At 69.3% G+C, this 18,778-nt stretch carries 19 protein-coding genes and 1 pseudogene; 17 read left to right on the plus strand and 3 right to left on the minus strand.

Features of this window, described 5'->3' with window-relative positions; translation table 11 throughout:
- The first annotated feature begins 342 nt into the window (after positions 1-342).
- Positions 343-927: a dihydrofolate reductase family protein gene (locus J2S55_RS40710; protein ID WP_306875812.1), complete on the plus strand. Its 585-nt coding sequence runs from the start codon at positions 343-345 to the stop codon at positions 925-927.
- Between the two features lie 197 nt (positions 928-1,124).
- Here the strand turns inward: J2S55_RS40710 and J2S55_RS40715 are convergent, their stop codons facing one another.
- Together J2S55_RS40715 and J2S55_RS40720 are read right to left on the minus strand one after the other, a co-directional pair.
- Entirely contained in the window at positions 1,125-2,132 is a 1,008-nt protein-coding gene (locus tag J2S55_RS40715) for an RNA polymerase subunit sigma-70 (protein WP_306872294.1), read from the minus strand.
- A 540-nt stretch (positions 2,133-2,672) separates the two neighbouring features.
- On the minus strand, positions 2,673-3,224 hold the full coding sequence (locus tag J2S55_RS40720) for a Tn3 family transposase (RefSeq protein ID WP_306875815.1): 552 nt from the start codon (positions 3,222-3,224) through the stop codon (positions 2,673-2,675).
- Between the two features lie 269 nt (positions 3,225-3,493).
- Between J2S55_RS40720 and J2S55_RS40725 the strand changes: the two genes are divergently transcribed.
- The 12 genes and pseudogenes from J2S55_RS40725 to J2S55_RS40775 all read left to right on the plus strand — a co-directional run bounded on the left by J2S55_RS40725 (position 3,494) and on the right by J2S55_RS40775 (position 13,990).
- A complete protein-coding gene (locus J2S55_RS40725; protein ID WP_306872295.1) occupies positions 3,494-4,387 on the plus strand; it encodes a methyltransferase domain-containing protein in 894 nt (297 codons plus the stop codon).
- A 441-nt stretch (positions 4,388-4,828) separates the two neighbouring features.
- On the plus strand, positions 4,829-5,083 hold the full coding sequence (locus tag J2S55_RS40730) for a hypothetical protein (protein WP_306872297.1): 255 nt from the start codon (positions 4,829-4,831) through the stop codon (positions 5,081-5,083).
- A gap of 263 nt (positions 5,084-5,346) precedes the next feature.
- The gene (locus J2S55_RS40735; protein ID WP_306872298.1) at positions 5,347-7,110 is read left to right on the plus strand and encodes an alpha/beta fold hydrolase; all 1,764 of its coding nucleotides are present in this window, start codon (positions 5,347-5,349) and stop codon (positions 7,108-7,110) included.
- A 71-nt stretch (positions 7,111-7,181) separates the two neighbouring features.
- The gene (locus J2S55_RS40740; protein ID WP_306872301.1) at positions 7,182-8,318 is read left to right on the plus strand and encodes a sensor histidine kinase; all 1,137 of its coding nucleotides are present in this window, start codon (positions 7,182-7,184) and stop codon (positions 8,316-8,318) included.
- Complete coding sequence (locus J2S55_RS40745) at positions 8,315-8,968, plus strand: response regulator (protein WP_306872304.1); 654 nt, start codon at positions 8,315-8,317, stop codon at positions 8,966-8,968. Before J2S55_RS40740 ends, J2S55_RS40745 begins: the two co-directional genes overlap by 4 nt.
- A gap of 80 nt (positions 8,969-9,048) precedes the next feature.
- Positions 9,049-9,255 (plus strand): ATP-binding cassette domain-containing protein, encoded by a 207-nt coding sequence (locus tag J2S55_RS48495; protein WP_370879748.1) that lies wholly within the window; start codon positions 9,049-9,051, stop codon positions 9,253-9,255.
- Positions 9,256-9,510, plus strand: coding sequence for a hypothetical protein (locus J2S55_RS48500; RefSeq protein WP_370879749.1), 255 nt, complete (start codon positions 9,256-9,258; stop codon positions 9,508-9,510).
- A gap of 62 nt (positions 9,511-9,572) precedes the next feature.
- Complete coding sequence (locus J2S55_RS40755; protein WP_306872306.1) at positions 9,573-10,340, plus strand: ABC transporter ATP-binding protein; 768 nt, start codon at positions 9,573-9,575, stop codon at positions 10,338-10,340.
- Positions 10,325-12,154 (plus strand): hypothetical protein, encoded by a 1,830-nt coding sequence (locus tag J2S55_RS40760; RefSeq protein WP_306872308.1) that lies wholly within the window; start codon positions 10,325-10,327, stop codon positions 12,152-12,154. The genes J2S55_RS40755 and J2S55_RS40760 overlap by 16 nt, the downstream gene beginning before the upstream one ends.
- Positions 12,155-12,161: 7 nt before the next feature.
- Positions 12,162-12,833: a hypothetical protein gene (locus tag J2S55_RS40765; protein WP_306872309.1), complete on the plus strand. Its 672-nt coding sequence runs from the start codon at positions 12,162-12,164 to the stop codon at positions 12,831-12,833.
- On the plus strand, positions 12,794-13,372 hold the full coding sequence (locus J2S55_RS40770) for a sensor histidine kinase (RefSeq protein WP_306872311.1): 579 nt from the start codon (positions 12,794-12,796) through the stop codon (positions 13,370-13,372). The genes J2S55_RS40765 and J2S55_RS40770 overlap by 40 nt, the downstream gene beginning before the upstream one ends.
- A pseudogene (locus tag J2S55_RS40775) lies at positions 13,369-13,990 on the plus strand (response regulator). Before J2S55_RS40770 ends, J2S55_RS40775 begins: the two are co-directional and overlap by 4 nt.
- A 94-nt stretch (positions 13,991-14,084) precedes the next feature.
- On the opposite strand, the gene J2S55_RS40780 reads toward J2S55_RS40775, so the two are convergent.
- Positions 14,085-14,252: a hypothetical protein gene (locus J2S55_RS40780; RefSeq protein WP_306872313.1), complete on the minus strand. Its 168-nt coding sequence runs from the start codon at positions 14,250-14,252 to the stop codon at positions 14,085-14,087.
- Positions 14,253-14,359: 107 nt separating this feature from the next.
- On the opposite strand from J2S55_RS40780, the gene J2S55_RS40785 reads away from it, so the two are divergent.
- From J2S55_RS40785 to J2S55_RS40800, 4 genes are all read left to right on the plus strand, one after another.
- A complete protein-coding gene (locus tag J2S55_RS40785; protein ID WP_306872314.1) occupies positions 14,360-15,565 on the plus strand; it encodes an ROK family protein in 1,206 nt (401 codons plus the stop codon).
- Between the two features lie 128 nt (positions 15,566-15,693).
- Positions 15,694-16,962, plus strand: coding sequence for an ABC transporter substrate-binding protein (locus J2S55_RS40790; protein ID WP_306872317.1), 1,269 nt, complete (start codon positions 15,694-15,696; stop codon positions 16,960-16,962).
- Positions 16,963-16,964: 2 nt separating this feature from the next.
- The gene (locus J2S55_RS40795; protein WP_306872319.1) at positions 16,965-17,936 is read left to right on the plus strand and encodes a carbohydrate ABC transporter permease; all 972 of its coding nucleotides are present in this window, start codon (positions 16,965-16,967) and stop codon (positions 17,934-17,936) included.
- A gap of 2 nt (positions 17,937-17,938) precedes the next feature.
- Positions 17,939-18,778 carry a carbohydrate ABC transporter permease gene (locus tag J2S55_RS40800; protein ID WP_306872322.1) on the plus strand — a complete coding sequence of 280 codons (840 nt, stop codon included), beginning with the start codon at positions 17,939-17,941 and terminating at the stop codon, positions 18,776-18,778.

Here is an 18,778-nt window from a genome sequence, read left to right on the forward strand (position 1 = left end):
GCAGGCGCTGAAAACAACGCTTAGCTGCGTCGGCGCTGGTAGAGAGGTAGGTACTCGCGGATCTTGCGGCGCACGCGCGGCCGCTGGCCGCCGGGCGAGATGCCCAGCGTCGGGAACTGCTTGGCGATCTCCAGCCCGGTGAGAGGGCTCGGCGCTGTAGCTGTGTGACCAGGCGTTTGCGAGGGTGAAATCGAGATCCGGTCGGTGGTGCTCGAGCCCGCCGAGTACGCCGTGCTGAGTCCGGAACGCGAGGACTACCTGCGGACGCAGGTCGCGCACCGATTAGGTTTCCGCGCCGCGCCCGTCTGTACGTGTGAGATCGACTCACGGAAGGCTGGCACGATGCGGAAACTGATCTTCGGCATGAACGTGACCCTGGACGGCTACATCGCCGCGCCCGGCGACGACCTCGGCTGGAGTGGGGGGGAGGGACCGGACTCGTCGCCGAGCGCCGAGCTGTTCCAGTGGTGGTCCGACCGGGTGGACGCGACGGGCCTGGCGCTGTACGGGCGCAAGCTGTGGGAGGCGATGAGCTCCCACTGGCCGACCGCCGACAAGCAGCCGGGTGCCACGCCGGCGGAGATCGAGTTCGCGCGCCGCTGGCGGGACATGCCGAAGGCGGTGTTCTCATCGACGATCGGCAAGGTCGACTGGAACACCCGCCTGGTCACCGGCGACGCGGTCGCCGAGATCACCCGGCTCAGGGCCGACGACGGCGGCCCGATGGACATCGGCGGCGCGACGCTCGCCGGGGCGGCCATGCGGGCCGGGCTGATCGACGAGTACGCGATCGTCACCCATCCGGTCCTGGTGGGCGGCGGCACGCCGTTCTTCACCGCGCTGGACAGCTGGGTGAACCTGAACCTGGTCGAGACGCGGACATTTCCCGGCGGCGTGGTGCTGACCCGATACGAGACGAGGCGATGAGCACGGGCCGGATGCTCGGCTCGTAAGGCCAGGTCGAAATCCTTCCTGGCGTGCTCACCGTGACCCTCGGCGATAAGGGAACCTTTTCCCGGCCCTTCCTTGGGTTCCGAGTGAGCTGTTGACCGACTCGCTGAAGATGAGGACGACGGTGACGCCGGCCCGTGCGCTGGACTCGTACCCGATGGGGACTTGTCTGATCACAGCGTCGCGGGCAGGCTCAGCCATGGTTTGTCGGTGGCGTCGAATCCGGTGAGCTCGGCGATCTTCCCGTCGACGATGTGCAGGACCGCGATGTTGAACAAACGGTACTCCGGGTCGTCGGGGCTGCGGAGGTACAGCACGGCGGCAGGCATGCGGTTGACCGTCGTGGCGATGCAGCGCCAGTCGTCGTAGCCGCGCTGGAAGAGCCCACCGGAGACCCAGCCGTCCACCGCGTCCTTGGCCGTGACGATCAAGGTGCCCGGCTCGGGCAGCATCGCGAAGCGCAGGTCGTCGCGGAGCAGGGCCATCAGCCCGTCAAGGTCGTTGCGCTCATGGGCGTCCATATACGACTTCACCACGCCGCGCTCGTCATTCGACAGCTCGTGCGTGGCGGGGCTCCGCCAGTCGAGGCGGCGGTCGGGCAGCTGCTCGCGCATCGTCACGCGCGCCCGCTGCAGTGCGCTGGTCACCGATGCGACGGTCAGCTCGAGGGCGTCGGCGGCCTTCGACGCCGGCCAGCCGAGGACGTCGCGCAGGATGAACACCGCCCGCTGCCGCGGCGGCAGGTGCTGGACGGCGACGATGAACGCCAGCTCGATCGTCTCCCGCGCCACCACCGATTCCTGCGGGTCCTCCGGGAGCATCCGGTCCGGGTAGGGCTGCAGGTAGCGCATTTCCGAGTCCGCGCCCGGCAGCTCGGCAGGCACGGGTGTGCGGTCGTTGCGCTTGTCCAGAAAGTCGAGGCAGGCGTTCGTCGCGATCCGGTACAGCCAGGTCCGCAGCGCAGCGTGGCCCTTGAACGACTCCCGCTTGTTCCACGCCCGCAGGAACGTCTCCTGCGTCATGTCCTGGGCGTCCTCGTAGTTCGCGAGCATCCGGTAGCAGTGCACCTGCAGCTCACGCCGGTAGCGCTCCGTGATGAGCGCGAACTGCGCTGCGTCATTTGAGCGGGCCGCCGCGATGAACGCGGCCTCGTCGTCGCCTAGCAGTCTGGCGTCGGTCATGGTCGTCAATCCTTCCACGGGTGGCGAGGGGCTACCAGAACTGACGACGTGGCGGAGGATTTCTGAGCGGTGAAGCCGCTGACACCGGGCCGTCCGTCAGGCCGGATGGGTCGGGTCGATCCAGGGGACGTGTTCGGGTCGGGCACACCCTCGATATCGAGGTGGGGTCCCCGTAGTACTGGGGAAAGATCGGGCGGATATGGCTGGTCCGGCTGATCGCCCAGTGCAGCGGCCGATCCCGGCCGGCGGCAAGCCCTGTGCGTCGTCTTCGGCGTCCGGGTCACGCAACGGACGGTGGCTGCCGCCGAGGTCGGGTAGGTGAAAGCTGTAGTGCCCGCCGATGCTGATGTGGTGGCAGCATCCGCAGCGACTGGCAGTTACTCCAGTTACCGAGAGTTACTTTGGGGTTGGTGTCACGGACCCGAGCGGAGGGCCGACAAGGAGCGCCACCCCTCGGTGGCCGGCGTCTACCGGGTTCTGGGCGACGGCTCGCAGTCCCCGGCCATGGAGTGACCGGACAGCGGCGGCGGCCTGGCCGCCTCACCGGTCCTGCGGACCGGGAACGGCGTCGGCCGCCAGGTCCAGGTGATTGTTCATGTCGAGTTCGAAGCGGCCGTACAGGTTCAGGTGGCTCCAGAACAGTGCGGTCAGCCCGCGCCGGTCGGCGGCGGTGAGCCGCTTGGTCCACGGCGGGTCCCGCAGCACGATCTGGACCGGGTGGGTGTTGAGGTAGACGATGGTCGCGGCGAGCAGGTGCAGGGCCAGGGTGGAGACCTCGACGTGCTCGCGGTCATCGCCGGTCAGATCGCCGGCCTTGCCGTAGAACAGCTCCTTACTGGCCGAGTCCCAGTTCTCCACCACGTTCAGGCCCTCGTGGAGCTCGCGGCGCAGCCGCTCATCGGCGAGGTGGTCGCAGATGAAAATCGTCCGGATCACACGGCCGAGTTCCTCGATGGCCTGGTAGGTGGGGTGCTTGAGGCCACCGTGGGCGAAGCGGCGCAGCATCTGGTGGGACTCGGCGGTGCCCAGCCGCAGCGCGGTCGCGTATTTGATCATCTGGTCGTAGTGGCGGGCGATCAGGTCCCAGTCGATGGTCTTGCCCGACTGTCCCTACCGTCCCTGCCCAGCGCAAGGCCCGGCGCGAGTACGAGAACCGCGTCACCGGTCTCGGAGTTCCGGACTGAACAAGATCACCGGCTTGGCGTCAACCGCTGTACCGATGTTCCCCGAGGCCGATGTACCTCTTCCGGCGCGTCACGGTGCGGAACCGTGCTGTAGGACGTGCGGGGTTCGCCGGCTGTGTGAGATATCCCTCTCCTGTCGTCGTGGTGCTGGTGGTCCGGGGAGGTGACCATGTAGTGATGACCTCCTCGCCCCGCCCGCCGCACGTCAGTGGCCGACCGAATCCGATAGGCGGGACTACCGCGCTCGGTGGAGAGTCCGCTCCCGCCCGCGGGTACCTGCTGGACAACGCGCGAGCCGAGGCGGGCGAGCGATTCGTCTGGCTGGCCGAGCTGTTCGACGGTGTGACGCGGGGGCACTTCGATCGACTGGGGGTCAAGGTTGGCTCGCGCTGCTGGGAGGTGGGGGCCGGTGGCCGCAGTATCCCGGAGGCGCTCGCGGCGGCCGTCGGTCCGACCGGGCACGTGCTGGCCACGGACATCGACCCGTCGTGGCTGAAGGCAGGCGGCGGGTACGAGGTGCGCCGGCACGACGTCGCCGCTGATCCGCCCCCGGAGCCGGGGACGTTCGATCTGGTGCACGCCCGGCTCGTGCTGGTCCATGTACCCGACCGGGCTCGGGCGTTGGCCACGATGGCGGCGGCACTGCGGCCCGGCGGCTGGCTGCTGGTCGAGGACGCCGATACCGCTCTGCAGCCACTGGCATGCCTGGACGACAGCGGCCCGGCGCAGCGGCGGGCCAACCGGCTGCGCGAGGCGGTCCGGGAGCTGCTGACGCGCCGCGGCGCGGACCTGCGCTACGGCCGGACACTGCCGCGGGCATTGCGTGAGGCCGGCTTGGTGGATGTCGCCGCGGCGGGCTCTTTCCCGGTCGGCGGGCTGGCCTGCGACCGGCTGGAGGCGGCGACCATCCGGCACGTGCGCGGCGAACTGCTCGCGGCCGGCCTGGCCGACGACGCCGAGATCGACGCGCACTTGGCCGCCATCCACGCGGGCAAACTCGACCTGACGCTCGCGCCGCTGATCTCGGCCTGGGGACGCCGTCCAGCCGAGCACCCGCCGGCACTCGGTTAGGTATCGACCGGCACCAAACGGACCGAAACACTACCGGGCCAGCCCACGAAGCTGATCAATGCGCCTTAACGTTGGTTTTTCGCTGGAAGCTACGGGCAGGCCGCAGAGGCCGGGCGGGCCATCATCGCGGAGAACTACGCGGCATACGTCGCCGAATACGGCGAGCCCGCATAGTCACGGAGGTACCTGGCGGCTGGGGACACGTTCGCAAGCGGAGGGCCAAGTCCGTCGGCCAGCTCCACGCGGCTGGATTGCGTCCCGGCGACGCCGCAGCCCCGGCCGGGTGGTGGATCCAGACATTCGCCGGTGATCGCTGGCGTACTGAACTCTACGATCTCCGCCTGGCCGTCCCCCTGGTCCCTCAGCCCGCTTCCCCATTTGAGGCCGGTCCCGCCGAGCACGGGCCGGTGGTGATGACCGATCGTCACCTGGACCCGGCCGGTGTGGCGCCGCGTCGACGGCCGCTGCACCGAGACCGAGCAGCGCACTTCGGTGAAGGTGCACGTGAGTCTGGACGGCACCCGCACCGCGTGCGGTTCCGAGATTCCCGAGCACGCCACGGCGACGACCAAGACGGCCGATTGGCACCTGCACACCGACTGCTACAAGTGCGCCTACCGGCTCTGGCCGTCGTACGGCCCGGCCGGCTACGTCCGCCCGGTCAACAGCGATGACTTCCCTATCCGCCGTGTCTGACCAGCGGATCCGCGGGCGACCCTCTCCGACCCGGTGTTGTCGCGACCGCATACGGATCGGATGTGGTCGCCGGCCTTGGGGGTGCGCAGGTTGGGATACTGGACGCGGACCTCGATGGTCTTGCTGCCTGTCGGCTCGCCGTCAGCACAGGGGTGTTGTGCCGAGATCGTCACACGGTCGCTGACGGCTCTGGGAGCAGGGTCCCAGAGCGGATCCTCCGAGAGGCCGACGAAACCCGGAGCACTGGAAACGAGACTGTCGGCATGATCGCAAAAGCCTTAGGACTCGTACTGGCCACGGCCCTGTTGCCCGGCGCACCGACGCCTCCGACCGAACTGCATGAGTGCGCGACCGCGACCACACGCTGCGACGGCACTATCGAAGTCCCCCTCGATTGGGAAAACCCCTCCTCCGAACGTATCTCCGTAGCCTTCACCTTCATCCCGGCCAAGGACGCCGACGGGACGGTGGCGGCCAACCGCGGCGGGCCACAACCGGCTCTGCCGGAGACACCCGCGATCCAACAAGTTCTCGGGTCTGTCCTTGACCGGAAGAACCTGCTGGTCATGGATCCGCGTGGGATAGGCAAGTCCTCGCCGCTGCTGTGCTCGGGCGCCGACCCTTTCAAGCCGGAGACCGTTGCCGCCTGCGCCAAGAGCGTGGGTGCGCGGGGCGCGTACTTCACCGCCGACCAGGCCTCGCACGACCTCGACGCGGTACGGCGAGCGCTCGGCCTGGGCAAGATGAGCTACTTCGGCAACTCCTACGGCACCCTGTACGCCCAGGCGTATGCGGCCCGGTACCCGAACAGCCTGGACGCGATCTTCCTGGACAGCACCGTGGTCATCGGCCGCGACGGATACGCGGACTGGTCGTTCGACGCCCGGCTCGACTACCTCGATCTCGTCTGCGGGCGCTCGAAGGCATGCGACGCGCTGCCCGGCAAAGCCTCCGGTACCTGGACGAGGCTGGTGGACCGGCTGCGAGAGCAGCCCGACCCGGAGGTGACGATGCAGCAAGCACTCACGCTCCGTGAGCCAGCCGAAGCGGTGCTCGGCCGGGAGAACGTCGCGGCCGCACACGCCTACCTCAACGGTGACCCGGCTCCACTACGCCGCCTGGCCCGGCTGATCCCCAAGACCATCCCGCCGTTCACCCCTCCGTGGCTTGCCGGATATCTGGGCTTTCGCTGCGGCGACGGCTCCTTCCCCTTCAACCGGCTGGCATCAGCAGCCGAGCGCCAAGCGCAGGCCGAGCGGTACTATGAGCGGGAACGCCCGATGGCGCCCTATCAGCCCACCGACGTCTTCCCCACCGAGGCGGTCGCCGGCCAGGAGTGGTGTATCAACTGGCCGACCCCACGACACAGCCCGCCTCGCCCGCCAGGACAGGCGCTGCCCAACATCCCCATCCTGGTGGTGGCAGGGGACTTCGACGTCAACCGCCCCGCAGAGGTAGCGCGTTCGCTTCAGGTCTTCCCAAACGCGACCGTCATCCGCATTCCGTTCGGGATCCACGCGCAATCCTTTTTCCCGTCGCCGATGGGTGACTGCGTGCGCGGCATGCTGCGTACCTTCCTGACCACCAAGCAGGTGGTCGACCGGAAATGCACCGGCGAGAACTACCGCGCCGTCGGCGCATTTCCCCAAAAGCTCAGGGACATGGCGCCGCACCCGGCCCGCAAGCTCAGCCGCGGCCAGCGGCGGATCCTCGCGGCCGCCTTCGCCACCGCCGCCGACGCCACCGCCCGCCGCAATCCGCACGCCTTCTACTACTTCGGGCGGCCGAACGAGCCGGGGCTACGCGGCGGCCAGGTCGCCTTCGGCCAGGACATCACGCTCGACGGGGTGCGGTTCGTACGCGACCTGCGGGTCAGCGGACCGATCAAGCTCACGCAGGACGGTCGTGCCACCGCAACCCTCACGGCCGAGACCGGCAGGCGCACCCATGAGGTGACGCTGACCTGGACGGCGTTCTCCACCCGGCCGGCCTTGTCCGGCACCTTCGATGGCATTCCCTTCGACTAGTCACCGCAGCACAGACACCGCGTTGCAGCCAGGTGCACGGCGAAGTCACGTGACTCAGGGAGAATTTCAGCGTGCGCGTGGCCCGAAACTACATGAGGATCGTGCGTTTCTTCGGACGGCCCCGGGTCTTCGACACGACGCTGGTGATCGTGCTCCCCGTCCCGGTGCTCGTGGGCATGATCGCCCTGCTGGTCCAGGGTGAGACGCGGGCGACGCTGACCGCCGGGCTCCAAGTGGTGGGTTCCCTGTGCCTGCTGATGAGGCGTGGCCGGCCGATCTGGACCGCCGGGCTGACAGCCGCGCTGGGCATCGTAAGCATCGCGACGCAGTTGCTGCCCGTCTCCAGCGTGACGAGCCTGCCCTCGATCGTCGCGTACTACAGCCTGGGGCGCTACACGACCGGCCGCCCGACATTGATCACATCGGCGACCCTCTTCGTCGTCTACGTGATCGCTGCGGAACTGTTCCACGTCGCGGCGGGCGGCTGGTTGTGGTCCCTGTTCGCCGTTTCAGTGCCCGTGGGCATCGGCCAGTTCGTCCGGCTCAGGACCGAGCTCAACGAACGCAGCAGGCAGGAGACCGCCGACGCCGCCGTGCGCGCCGAGCGGCGGCGCATCGCCAGGGAACTGCACGACGTGGTCGCCCACCACATCACCGTGATCAACGCCCTGGTCGGCGGCGCACGGGCCACGCTCCCACCCGGGCAGGAGGTCACCAAGGACGCTCTGGAGAGCGCCGAGCAGACGGCGCGCCAGGCGATGTCGGAGATGCGCCGCCTGCTCGACGTGCTCAGGGCCGATGACAACGAAGGACCGGACGCCGCGACGGGGGTGGGCGCGGAGCGGCTGCCCGTACTGATCAAGGAGGCCAGGTCGTCGGGATTGCCCGCCAACTTGACGGTGACCGGCGAGCCCGTCGAGCTGCCCGCCGCGGTGGACCACGCCGTCTACCGCATCGTGCAGGAGGCGCTGACCAACACGCGCAAGCACGCCGTCAGCGCCAAGGCCGGCGTGCGTCTGGCGTACGAGCCGGCCGCGGTGGAGGTCGAGGTGATCGACGACGGCCTGGCGAGGCAGACCAGCACGCCGGGGTTCGGACTCGTCGGCATGGCCGAGCGGGTGGCGTTATGCGGTGGCCGGCTGTCCACGGGCCCGCGCCCAGAAGGCGGTTTCCGGGTGCACGCCCGCATCCCCCTGGAGAGATCGTGATCAGAGTTCTACTGGCCGACGACCACGCGCTGGTACGCAAGGGCTTCAAGCTGATGCTGGACGCCCAGCCCGACCTCAGCGTGGTCGGCGAGGCCGCCGACGGCGCGGAGGCGGTGGAACTGAGCAGGAACCTCCGGCCGGACGTGGTGCTCATGGACCTGCACATGCCCGGCCTGGACGGCGTGCGCGCCACCGAGCTGATCACCGCGCAGCTGCCGGGCGTCCGGGTGCTCGCGCTGAGCACGTTCGACCTGGACGAGAACGTGGTCGCGGCACTGAGGGCCGGCGCCGACGGCTTCCTGCCCAAGGACATCTCCTTCGAGGAGCTCGTCGAGGGCGTACGCGTGGTGCACCGCGGCGAGTCAGCCGTCGCGCCGCGCCTGCTGACCAGGCTCATCGGCACGTTCGTCCGCACCTCGCGCCCAAGGACGATGCCCGCCGAACCGGCCGGGCTGACCGACAGGGAACGGGAAATCCTCATCTTGATCGCCCGGGGCCGTTCGAACTCGGAGATCGCCGCTGACCTGACCGTCTCCCCGTCGACCGTCAAAAACCACGTGACGAGCCTGTTCGCCAAGATAGGCGTCAGGGACCGGGCGCAGGCCGTCATCGTCGCCTACGAGGCGGCGTTGGTCCAACCTGGAGAGTAGGAACAGGATCCCGGAGTCCTCGCCCGAGAACCGTCCCCGGGCGCGACGAAAACGACCGCCGGCGACGGCAGCCTTGGATCATGAACGCGGTCCGAGCAGCGAATCTGAGCAAGCACTACGGCGGGGTCGCCGCGGTCGCCGACCTGACGTTCGACGTCGAGCCCGGTCAGGTGACCGGGTCCCTGGTCCTGAACGGAGCCGGGAAATCCACGACCATGCGCATGATCCTCGGACTCGACCGGCCCTCGGTCGGGTCGGTGCTCATAGACGGCCGGCCATACCACTAGTTGAAGCATCCCCTGCGCAAGGTCGGCGCGCTACTGGACGCCAAGGCCGTGCGCAGCGGGCGCAGCGCGCGCAACCACCTGCCGGCCATCGCCCAGAGCAACGGCATCCCCGCGAACCGGGTGAACGAGGTGCTGGAGACGGTAGGCCTGCGGGAGGTGGCCAAGCGCTGGTCGAGCCGGCAGAACATGTGCCGGCGGACATCGCCACGCACCAGCCGCTGCTTGCCCGTATCAACCGATCGGTTGATGCCGTAATCCACCACCCCGCTCCCCGTACGGACGATCCGTCACCCCCGCCCCCGCGCGATTCTCAAGGCATGCCAACACACCGGGAGCCCGCCCTCCGCACCACCGGACTCCGCAAAGCCTTCGGCGACCACCTGGCCGTCGACGACATCCACCTCACCGTCCCCGCCGGATCCTTCTACGGCCTGGTCGGCCCCAACCGAGCCGGCAAGACCACCACCCTGGCCATGGCCGTCGGCCTGCTCCGCCCCGACTCCGGCAGCGCCGAGATCTTCGGCGTCGACGTCTGGCGTGACACCGTCCAGGCCAAGGGACTGATCGGCGTGCTGCCCGACGGCAACGCCATGCCGGAACGACTCACCGGCCGCGAAGTCCTCACCTACCTCGGCCTGCTGCGCGGCCTGCCGCCCGCCGTCGTCGCCGAGCGCACCGACGAACTCCTCCAGGTCCTCGAACTCGACTCCGCCGAGCGGACCCTGGTCATCGAATACTCCACCGGCATGCGCAAGAAGATCGGCCTGGCCGTCGCCCTCCTGCACGCGCCCCGCCTGCTCGTCCTGGACGAGCCCTTCGAGGCCGTCGACCCCGTCTCCGCAGCCACGATCAGGGCCATCCTGCGCAGGTTCGTGGGCAACGGCGGCTCCGTGATCATCTCCAGCCACGTCATGGCCCTCGTCGAGCAGCTCTGCGACCACGTGGGCGTCATCTCCGACGGCCGCGTCGTAGCCGCCGGGCCGCTGGCCGACGTACGCGGCGCCGGAACCCTGGAGGACGCCTTCGTCGACCTCGTCGGCGCCCGCACCGGAGGGACGGAGAGGCTGGCATGGCTCACCTCCTGACCCCTGCCCCGGCCGCATTGGCACAGCACATGATCCGCATGCGGCTGGCGCTCATGCGCAACTCCCTGCGCGGCGACAACGCCTCCAACCTCTACACCGGCGTCTCGCTCGGGCTGATCCTGGCCTTCGCGACGATCGCCGTCGCTGTCCTGTGGCCCGTCTACCTGCCAGTCACGCTGGCGGTCTGGCTGTCCGGCTGGATCTTCGGCCCCATCTTCATCGGGGGTGGCAGCGAAGCCCTGCGCCCCGAGTACTTCTCCATGCTCCCGGCCACGCCAGGCCGGATCGCGGCGGCACTGCTCGCCGGAGCCTTCGTCGGCCCCGCACCGGCGGTCAACCTCGTCGCCCTGATGTCACTGCCGGTGTATGGCTGGCGCTTCGGCCCGGCAGGTGTGCTCATCGGCCTCGCAGCAGCGGTCATCACGCTCATCACGATGGTGATGATCTCCCGTGTGATCGTGGCCCTGATCGGCCTGTCCGTCAGATCCCGCGCCACCGCGGCAGCGGTCGGCGTGGTGACCGGAACCGCCATCGCCCTGTGCAGCAACGGCTGGGCCCCGGTAGCGGCGCTGGGCGGCGCCGATACCGCCGCGTGGTCGCAGCTCTTTGTCCGCGTCCTGCCGTCGGGATGGGGCGTGGCCGCCATCGAGGCCCCCTGGATCCTCGCCCTGGCCATCCTCGCGGCCAATGCCGCCGTGGTCGCCCTCCTCCTGGCCGCTTGGTCCGGCCTGCTCACGCGCCGCGTCGTCTCGGCCGCGCGGGGCGGAGTACCGCCCCGCCGGGGCACCCCGCGCCCGCTTCCTGTGGCGGCCGGCGCCCGGATCGCGGCTGCGAAGGAACTGCGCGCCTGGTGGCGTGACCTGGTCCGCATCCAGCTCCTGGCCACCGCCCTGTCATACGCCGTCGTCACGCCCCTCCTGCTCGTGACCATCGACGCCTGGGTCATGGTCCCGTTCACGGGTCTCATCGCGATCGTGATGGGAGCCGCTACCTCGGCCAACCTGTACGCCTCCGACGGCACCGCCCTGTGGCTCACCCTCATGACCCCCGGAGCCGAACGCGCCGACGTCCGCGGCCGCCAGCTGGCCTGGTTGGTCATCGTCGGCCCGGCCGCGCTCGTCCTCTCCCTGGCAGGCACCCTCATCAGCGGCCTGACCTGGGCCTGGCCGTGGGGCCTGGGACTGCTGCCCGCCCTGCTCGGTGGCGGCGCCGGGGTCATCGTCCTGCTCGCCGTCACCTTGCTCGTCCCCGGCACCGACCCGCACAAGCGCGGCGGCAACCCGCTCAGCACCGGCGCCGACGAGACCGCCGAGACCAGCCTCGCCTGGCTCGTGCTCCTCGCGGTCCCCGCCACCGCCCTGCCCGCGGCCGGCGCCATCCTCCTCGACCCTTGGGCCGGCGTCGTCACCGGCGTGCTGACCGGCGTCCTCAGCGCCTGGGGCCTGGGCAAGGTCGCCTACCGCAGGCTGGAGAGCCACGGGATCGAACTGCTCAACCTCATGAAGTACGGCCCGCCCCCCGAACCCGCCAAGCCCACCACCGCCGATCTCCCCACCCACCACCGCATCGGCGTCACGATCAGCTACCTCATCGCCTGGCTCCCCCTGTTCCCGCAGGGCCTGGCCCCCCTGGTCATGAAGATCCTGGGTGTCGAGGAGCGCGTCTGGTTCCTGGCCCTGCACCTCCCGCCGATCTGGCAGTGGCCGACCATCATCTTCATGATCGCGATCAGGCTGCTGATGTACGGCTACGCCATCCTCATCCCGATGCGTCTAAGCTCGTCCACGTCGACTACCAGGCGGAAAGGAGGGTAAGCCCCGGATGAACGGCCCCTTCCCCCCTTCCGTCTGGGAACGGCGCTTCGAGCGCGTCATCGAGATCGTCCCCTACCTCACCCTCGCCACCTCCCTGGTCATCAGCCTGGCCTCCCCTGAGCAGCCCCCGGGCGGGATCCCGCGCACCCTCGCGCTCACCGCCCTGGCCCTGGTCTGGATCCTCGGCGCCCGCACCCTCCTGCCCGCCGCCGTGCGTGGGCGGCGGGTGGCGGTCACCGCGCACTTCCTCGGTGTCCTGGCCACCGCGGCATTGCTGGCCTTCCACGACCCCATCTTCGTCATCTACTGCATATCCGGCTTCTTCCTGGCCGCCCACTTCGCCCCCTCCAAGTGGACCTTCGCCGCCGTCACCGCCACCTCCTTCGTCCTGTACGGCTCGACGCTCGACTGGTCGCAGGCCACCATCCAGCTCATCGCCTTCTACCTGGCGATCATCGCCGTGCAGACCGTCGCCATCGGCGGCGGCTCCATCGCCGGAATCAAGATCGAGGACCGCCAGCGCATATACCAGAAGGCGGTCAGCGACCTGCAGACCGCCCTGGAGGAGAACGCCGACCTGCACACGCCCAACTCCTCACCCAGGCCCACGAGGCGGGCATCCTCGACGAACGCCAGCGCATGGCCCGCGAGATCCACGACACCCTCGCCCAGGGCCTGACCGGCATCATCACCCAGCTACGCGCCGCCCAGCGCGTCGAGGACTCCGACACCCACGTCGCGCTCGCCCTCGACCTGGCCCGCGAAAGCCTCACCGGGGCCCGCCGTTCCGTTGCCGCCCTCCAGCCCCACCAACTCGACGACGCCCACCTGCCCGAGGCGATGACCACCTTGGCGCGCGACTGGGCACAGTCCACCGGCGTCGACCTGCACGTCGAGGTCACAGGCGACCGTATCCCGCTCAGCCCCGCCATTGAGGTCACCCTCTTCCGCGTCGCCCAGGAGGCCCTCACCAACGTCGCCAAGCACGCGGGTGCCACTCGCGCCGGCCTGACCCTCTCCTACACCGGCGCCGTCGTCCTGCTCGACATCCGCGATGACGGCACCGGCATCCACGACCCCGACGGCAGAGGATTCGGCCTAAGCAGCATGCGACAACGCCTACGCGGCGTCGGCGGCTCCCTCGAAATCGAGAGCACGCCCGGCGAGGGCACCGCCGTCAGCGCCACCGTCCCCGCGCTCCAAGGAAACCCCCGGTGATCCGCCTCCTCATCGTCGACGACCACCCCATCATCCGTGACGGCCTGCGTGCCGCCTTCGAAGCCGAACCCGACATCCACGTCGCCGGCGAAGCCGCCAACGGCCGCGAAGGCATAGCACGCGCCGCCGCACTCGAGGTCGACATCGTCCTCATGGACCTGCGCATGCCCGAAATGGACGGCGTCACCGCCATCACCGCCCTGCGCCACTCCCACCCCCACATCAAGACCCTCGTCCTGACCACCTTCGACCGCCGACTCCGACGTCCTGCCCGCCATCGAAGCCGGCGCCACCGGCTACCTCCTCAAAGACGCCCCCACCGACGAACTCCTGCGCGCCGTCCGCGCCGCAGCCACCGGCGAGCCGGTCCTGTCCCCCTCGGTCGCCGGACGTCTGATGGGCCAGGTACGCAAACCGGTCAAGGCTGCCCTCACCGACCGCGAACTCCAAGTCCTCGCCCTCGTCGCCGACGGCGCCTCCAACCGCCAGGCGGCCGCCAAGCTCTTCATCAGCGAAGCCAGCATTAAGACGCACCTGCTGCACATCTACGACAAACTCGGCGTCCGCGACCGCGCCGCCGCCGTCGGTGAGGGCTACCGACGGGGTCTGCTCAGCTAACCGACCAACAGCCCGCCTTTACCGAGCCCACCCCGTCTACCTGCAGGAACGCCGCAGATGGCGGCTGGTGGAGCAGACCTTGCCAACAGGCCTCCTAGCAGCTGTACCGCTGTTCCTCGGCCCCGGCCGCCGCCTGCTCCAACGTCAGAGGGGGTCCCCGGCGCACGTGCCGCGGCGTGCCGTCGTCGTCCAGCCCCGGCGCGTACGCGGTCGTCGGCGTGCTGAGCAGCCAGATCCGATGCCGGAGGTCGTACTCGATCACGGTGGGGCACTCCTTGGGGGGGCGGCGTCGGTCCGGGAAATGTACCGCCGATCCGCGCGGAATTAAATTCTTGACGAAGTTAATTACTAGACCCTACGGTGACTCGCATGCCGAGAAGCCAGGGCTCCGGGGCGCCCATCACCAGCCCCGCCGCCAGCGCGGTCTTCACCATGGTCCTCACCCGGGGCCCGGTGAGCAGGGTCGACGTGTGCAGGCTCACCGGCCTCTCGTCGGCGGCGGTGACCAAAGCCGCCCGCCCCCTGATCGAGGCGGGCTACCTGCGGGAACTGGCCCCCACCGAGCGGACGGCGCCCGGCGCCGGCAGGCCCGCCAGCCCGCTGGCGATCGCGCCCGAACGCGAGTACTTCATCGGTATCAAGATCACCGGCGATGATCTCATCGGCGTGGTCACCGACCTGGGCTCCCGGATCGTCGCCACTCGCCACCACGCCGTGCCCGGCTTCGACGTGCGGACCGACGCCTCCGCCTCCCCCATGGAGCCCACCGACGTGGTCGCGGCCCTCGCCGCGATCGTCGCCGAGCTCCTGGACATGCGGCCCGGATTCCGGGAGCGGACCCACCGGCTCGGAGTCGCCATCTCCGGCGATGTCGACCGCGCCGCCGGCATCGTGCGCTACTCCCCCTTCCTCGGCTGGCGGGACGTCCCGCTCGCCGCGCTGCTGAACGACGCCACCGGGCTCACCACCACCCTGGAGAACGACGTCAAGGCCCTCGCCGCCGCCGAGCAGTGGTTCGGCGCGGGCGTCGGCGCGTCCTCCTTCGCGCTGGTCACCATCGGCACCGGCATCGGGAGTGCGTTCGTCGTCAACGGCGGTCTCGTCTCGGGCGCGTTCGGCGTGTCCGGGGAGATCGGCCACGTGCCGATCGGCGTCGAGGGACCGCGCTGCCACTGCGGCGCGACGGGCTGCCTGGAAGCGGTGGCCTCCACCCAGGCACTGCTCACCGAGGCTCGCCGCGCCACGGGAGTGGACGACCTCACCATCGACCAGGCGGTCGATCTGGCCCGCTCGGGCGACCAGGTCCTCCGCAAGGTCTTCGCCGTCGCCGGCCGGGCCATCGGCCTCGGCCTGGCCGTGGTGGCGAACCTCCTCGGCCCGGAGAGCCTCGTGGTCTCCGGCGAGGGACTCGACGCCTACGACCTGTTCGAGGAATCGATCCGAGAGGCGTTCTCCGCCCAGGCCTACGGCAGCGCGGGGCGGTGCGGCCTCGTCATCCGTCCGCTGCCGTTCGAGGAATGGGCGCGCGGCGCAGCGGCCGTCGCCGTCCAGTCCCTGGTCACATCCCCAGGTTAGGGAGCGTATCGGCGGATCTCCGCCACGGCGGAGCCGAGAGGATCCGCGAATCACGACCTAGCACAGTCTCCGGGAACACCGGCCCTCGTGGGCCGATGGGCGCCCGGCCCCAGGAAGGAACCCCCCCAATGAGCACTTCCTTGACATCCCGCCGCGCCTTCTTGAGCGGCTCACTCCTCTTCGTCGGCGGTGTGGCGCTCGCGGCTTGCGGCAAGGACGACGCCGTCAAGGCCGGCGCCAAGGTCACGCTGGAGCAGTGGTACCACGCCTACGGCGAGGCCGGCACCCAGCAGGCGGTGATCCGGTATGCCAAGGAGTACACCAAGGCCAACCCGGACGTCGCCATCAAGGTCAACTGGATCGCGGGTGACTACTCCGCGAAGCTCCACTCGACGCTGCTCACCCCGAAGGCGCCCGACCTGTTCGAGATCGGCGACTTCCAGTACGTCGACGTCAAGAACGGCCTGCTCGCTCCGCTCGACGACATCATCAAGGGACAGGAGGCCGAGTACTCCAAGGCGTCGCTGGACTCCGCCACGGCCGACGGCAAGCTCTACGGCCTGAAGATGATGGACGACGCGATGGTCCTGTACTACCGCAAGAGCGTCCTGGAGAAGGCCGGGATCGCCGCGCCGCAGACTTTCGCCGAGCTGGCCGCGGCCGCCAAGAAGCTCACCAGCCGGGAGCAGAAGGGCCTGTTCGTCGGCTCCGACGGCATCGGCAACGCGGGGTACCTGCTGCTGTGGTCCAACGGCGCCGACCTGCTCGATCCCGAGGGCAAGAAGGTCGTCTTCAACTCGCCCGAGGCCATCGCCGCGCTCGCCGGCCTCAAGCAGCTGCACGACGACAAGTCGCTGCTGCTGGACTTCACCACCGACTGGTACGACCCGGCTGCGTTCGTCCAGGGCGCCGCCGCCATGCAGTGGTGCGGTCTGTGGGCCATGCCTGCCATCAAGAAGGCGCTCGGTGACGACTTCGGCGTCGTCGCGTGGCCGAAGTTCGGCGACACGGGCCAGGCGGTCTCCCGCATCGGCGGCTGGTTCGCGGCCGTGAACGCCAAGGGCAAGCACGTCGAAGAGGCCAAGAAATACCTCGACTGGCTCTGGATCAAGCAGACGGACCTGCAGAAGGACTGGTGCGTCAGCTACGGGTTCCACGTCCCGGCACGCAAGAGCGTAGCGGCGCAGACCACCGAGTTCAGCTCGGGCCCGGCGAAGGACGCCGCCGACATCCTGGCGAACACCAGCAGGGCCTACTCCAACCTGTGGAACACCACGATGGACTCCGCGTTCGCGCAGGCCGTCTTGAAGATCGCCAAGAGCGCGGGCGACGCCAAGTCGCTGCTCGACGAGGCCGCGGGGAAGGCCCAGGCCGAGCTCGACAAGCAGCTGGCCTGACCATGTCAGACACCGCTACGACCGGGCGGACGGCGACGGCCGCCCGCCCGGCCGGGGTCCGGCCCGGCCGCCGCGGGCGGCGGACCGACTGGAAGGCCGTGGGCGCTTTCACCCTGCTGACCGCGCCCATGCTCCTCGGCCTCGGCCTGTTCAAATACGTCGCCATCGGCTGGAGCTTCCTGCTCAGTTTCAGCGAGGCGCGCGGCACCGTCGATCTCGGATCCTGGGTCGGCTTCGACAACTACGCGTTCCTGCTCGAGGACGAGGCGTTCCGGTCCTCGATGACCGGGATCATCCTGTTCACGTGCTTCATCGTGCCGGTGACCTTCGGCATGTCGCTCGGGCTCGCCGTGCTGCTGCACGGGATGCGCCGCGGCCGGGCCTTCTTCCGCACCAGCTTCCTCATCCCGGCCGCCGTCTCCTACGTCGTCGCCGCCCTGGTCTGGAAGATGAGCCTGTTCAACGGCCTGCCGTCCGGCGTCGCCAACACCATCGGCGGGCTGTTCGGCTGGGACGTCCAGTCGTGGATCGCCAGCACCGACCCGCCCCTGTACTGGATCGTGATCATCACGGTGCGCCTGTGGCTCCAGGTCGGCCTCTACATGATCCTTTTCCTGGCGGGTCTCCAGGCCATCCCGGTCCACCTGTACGAGGCGGCCTCCCTGGACGGCGCGTCCCGGTGGGCGCAGTTCCGGCACATCACCCTGCCGATGCTGCGCAACACCTCGGTGGCGATCCTCATGCTGATCCTCATCGCCGCGTTCCAGGCCTTCGACGAGTTCTACAACGTGTTCATCACCGCCGCCGGCAACTCCACCGCCCCCGTACGGCCGCCGCTGGTCTTCCTGTACGACACGGCGCTCAAGGGCCAGGACTACGGCGTGGGCTCGGCGGGAGCGTTCCTGCTGACGCTGCTGATCATCCTGGTGACCCTGCTGCAGGGCCGTCTCGTCGGATTCGGCCGGAAGGACTGACCATGCGCAAGACCACGCGCAGGACTCCGGTGACGATCCTGACCTACCTGGTCGTCGGCTTCGCCGCCGTACTGTTCCTGGCGCCTTTCTACTTCGTGCTGCGCGCCGCGCTGATGACCGGGACGCAGATCACCGACCCGGACTGGCACTGGCTGCCCGACCCGTTCACCCTGCAGGGCTTCACGGACCTGTTCGACGACCCGTCGGTGCCGATGGCCAACGCACTCGGGAACTCCTTCGTCATCGCGATCGTCACCGCTCCCGTCTCCACCCTGCTCGGCTCGATGGCCGGCTACGCCCTGGCCCGCATCTCGGTGCCCGGCCGCGGCGTCGTCATGTCCTTCATCGTCGTGACCCTGATGATCCCCACCTCGGCCACGTTCGTGCCCACCTTCGTGCTGGTCAGCGCGATGGGCGGGGTGGACACCCTCTGGGGTGTCATCGCGCCCGGCCTGTTCAACGCGTTCTCGGTGCTGCTGTTCCGCAACTTCTACCTGAAGTTCCCGCAGGAGATCGAGGAGGCGGGCCGCCTGGACGGCCTCGGCCATCTGGGCGTGTACTGGCGGCTCGCGCTGCCCAACTCGGGTGCCATGCTCGCCTCGCTGGGCACGCTGTCGTTCATCGAGAGCTGGAACGCCTTCCTCTGGCCGCTCGTCATCGGCCAGGACCCGGAGTCGTGGACCGCGCAGATCGCGCTGTCCACCTTCCTGACCTCGCAGTCGATCAACCTGCCCGCGCTCTTCGCCGGAGCCGTCGTCACGATCCTCCCGCTGGTCGCGGTCTTCCTGTTCGCGCAGCGCTACATCGTCCAGGGCATCGCCGCCAGCGGAATGAAGGACTGA

Origin of the sequence: Streptosporangium brasiliense (assembly GCF_030811595.1) — a bacterium.
Lineage (GTDB): Bacteria > Actinomycetota > Actinomycetes > Streptosporangiales > Streptosporangiaceae > Streptosporangium > Streptosporangium brasiliense.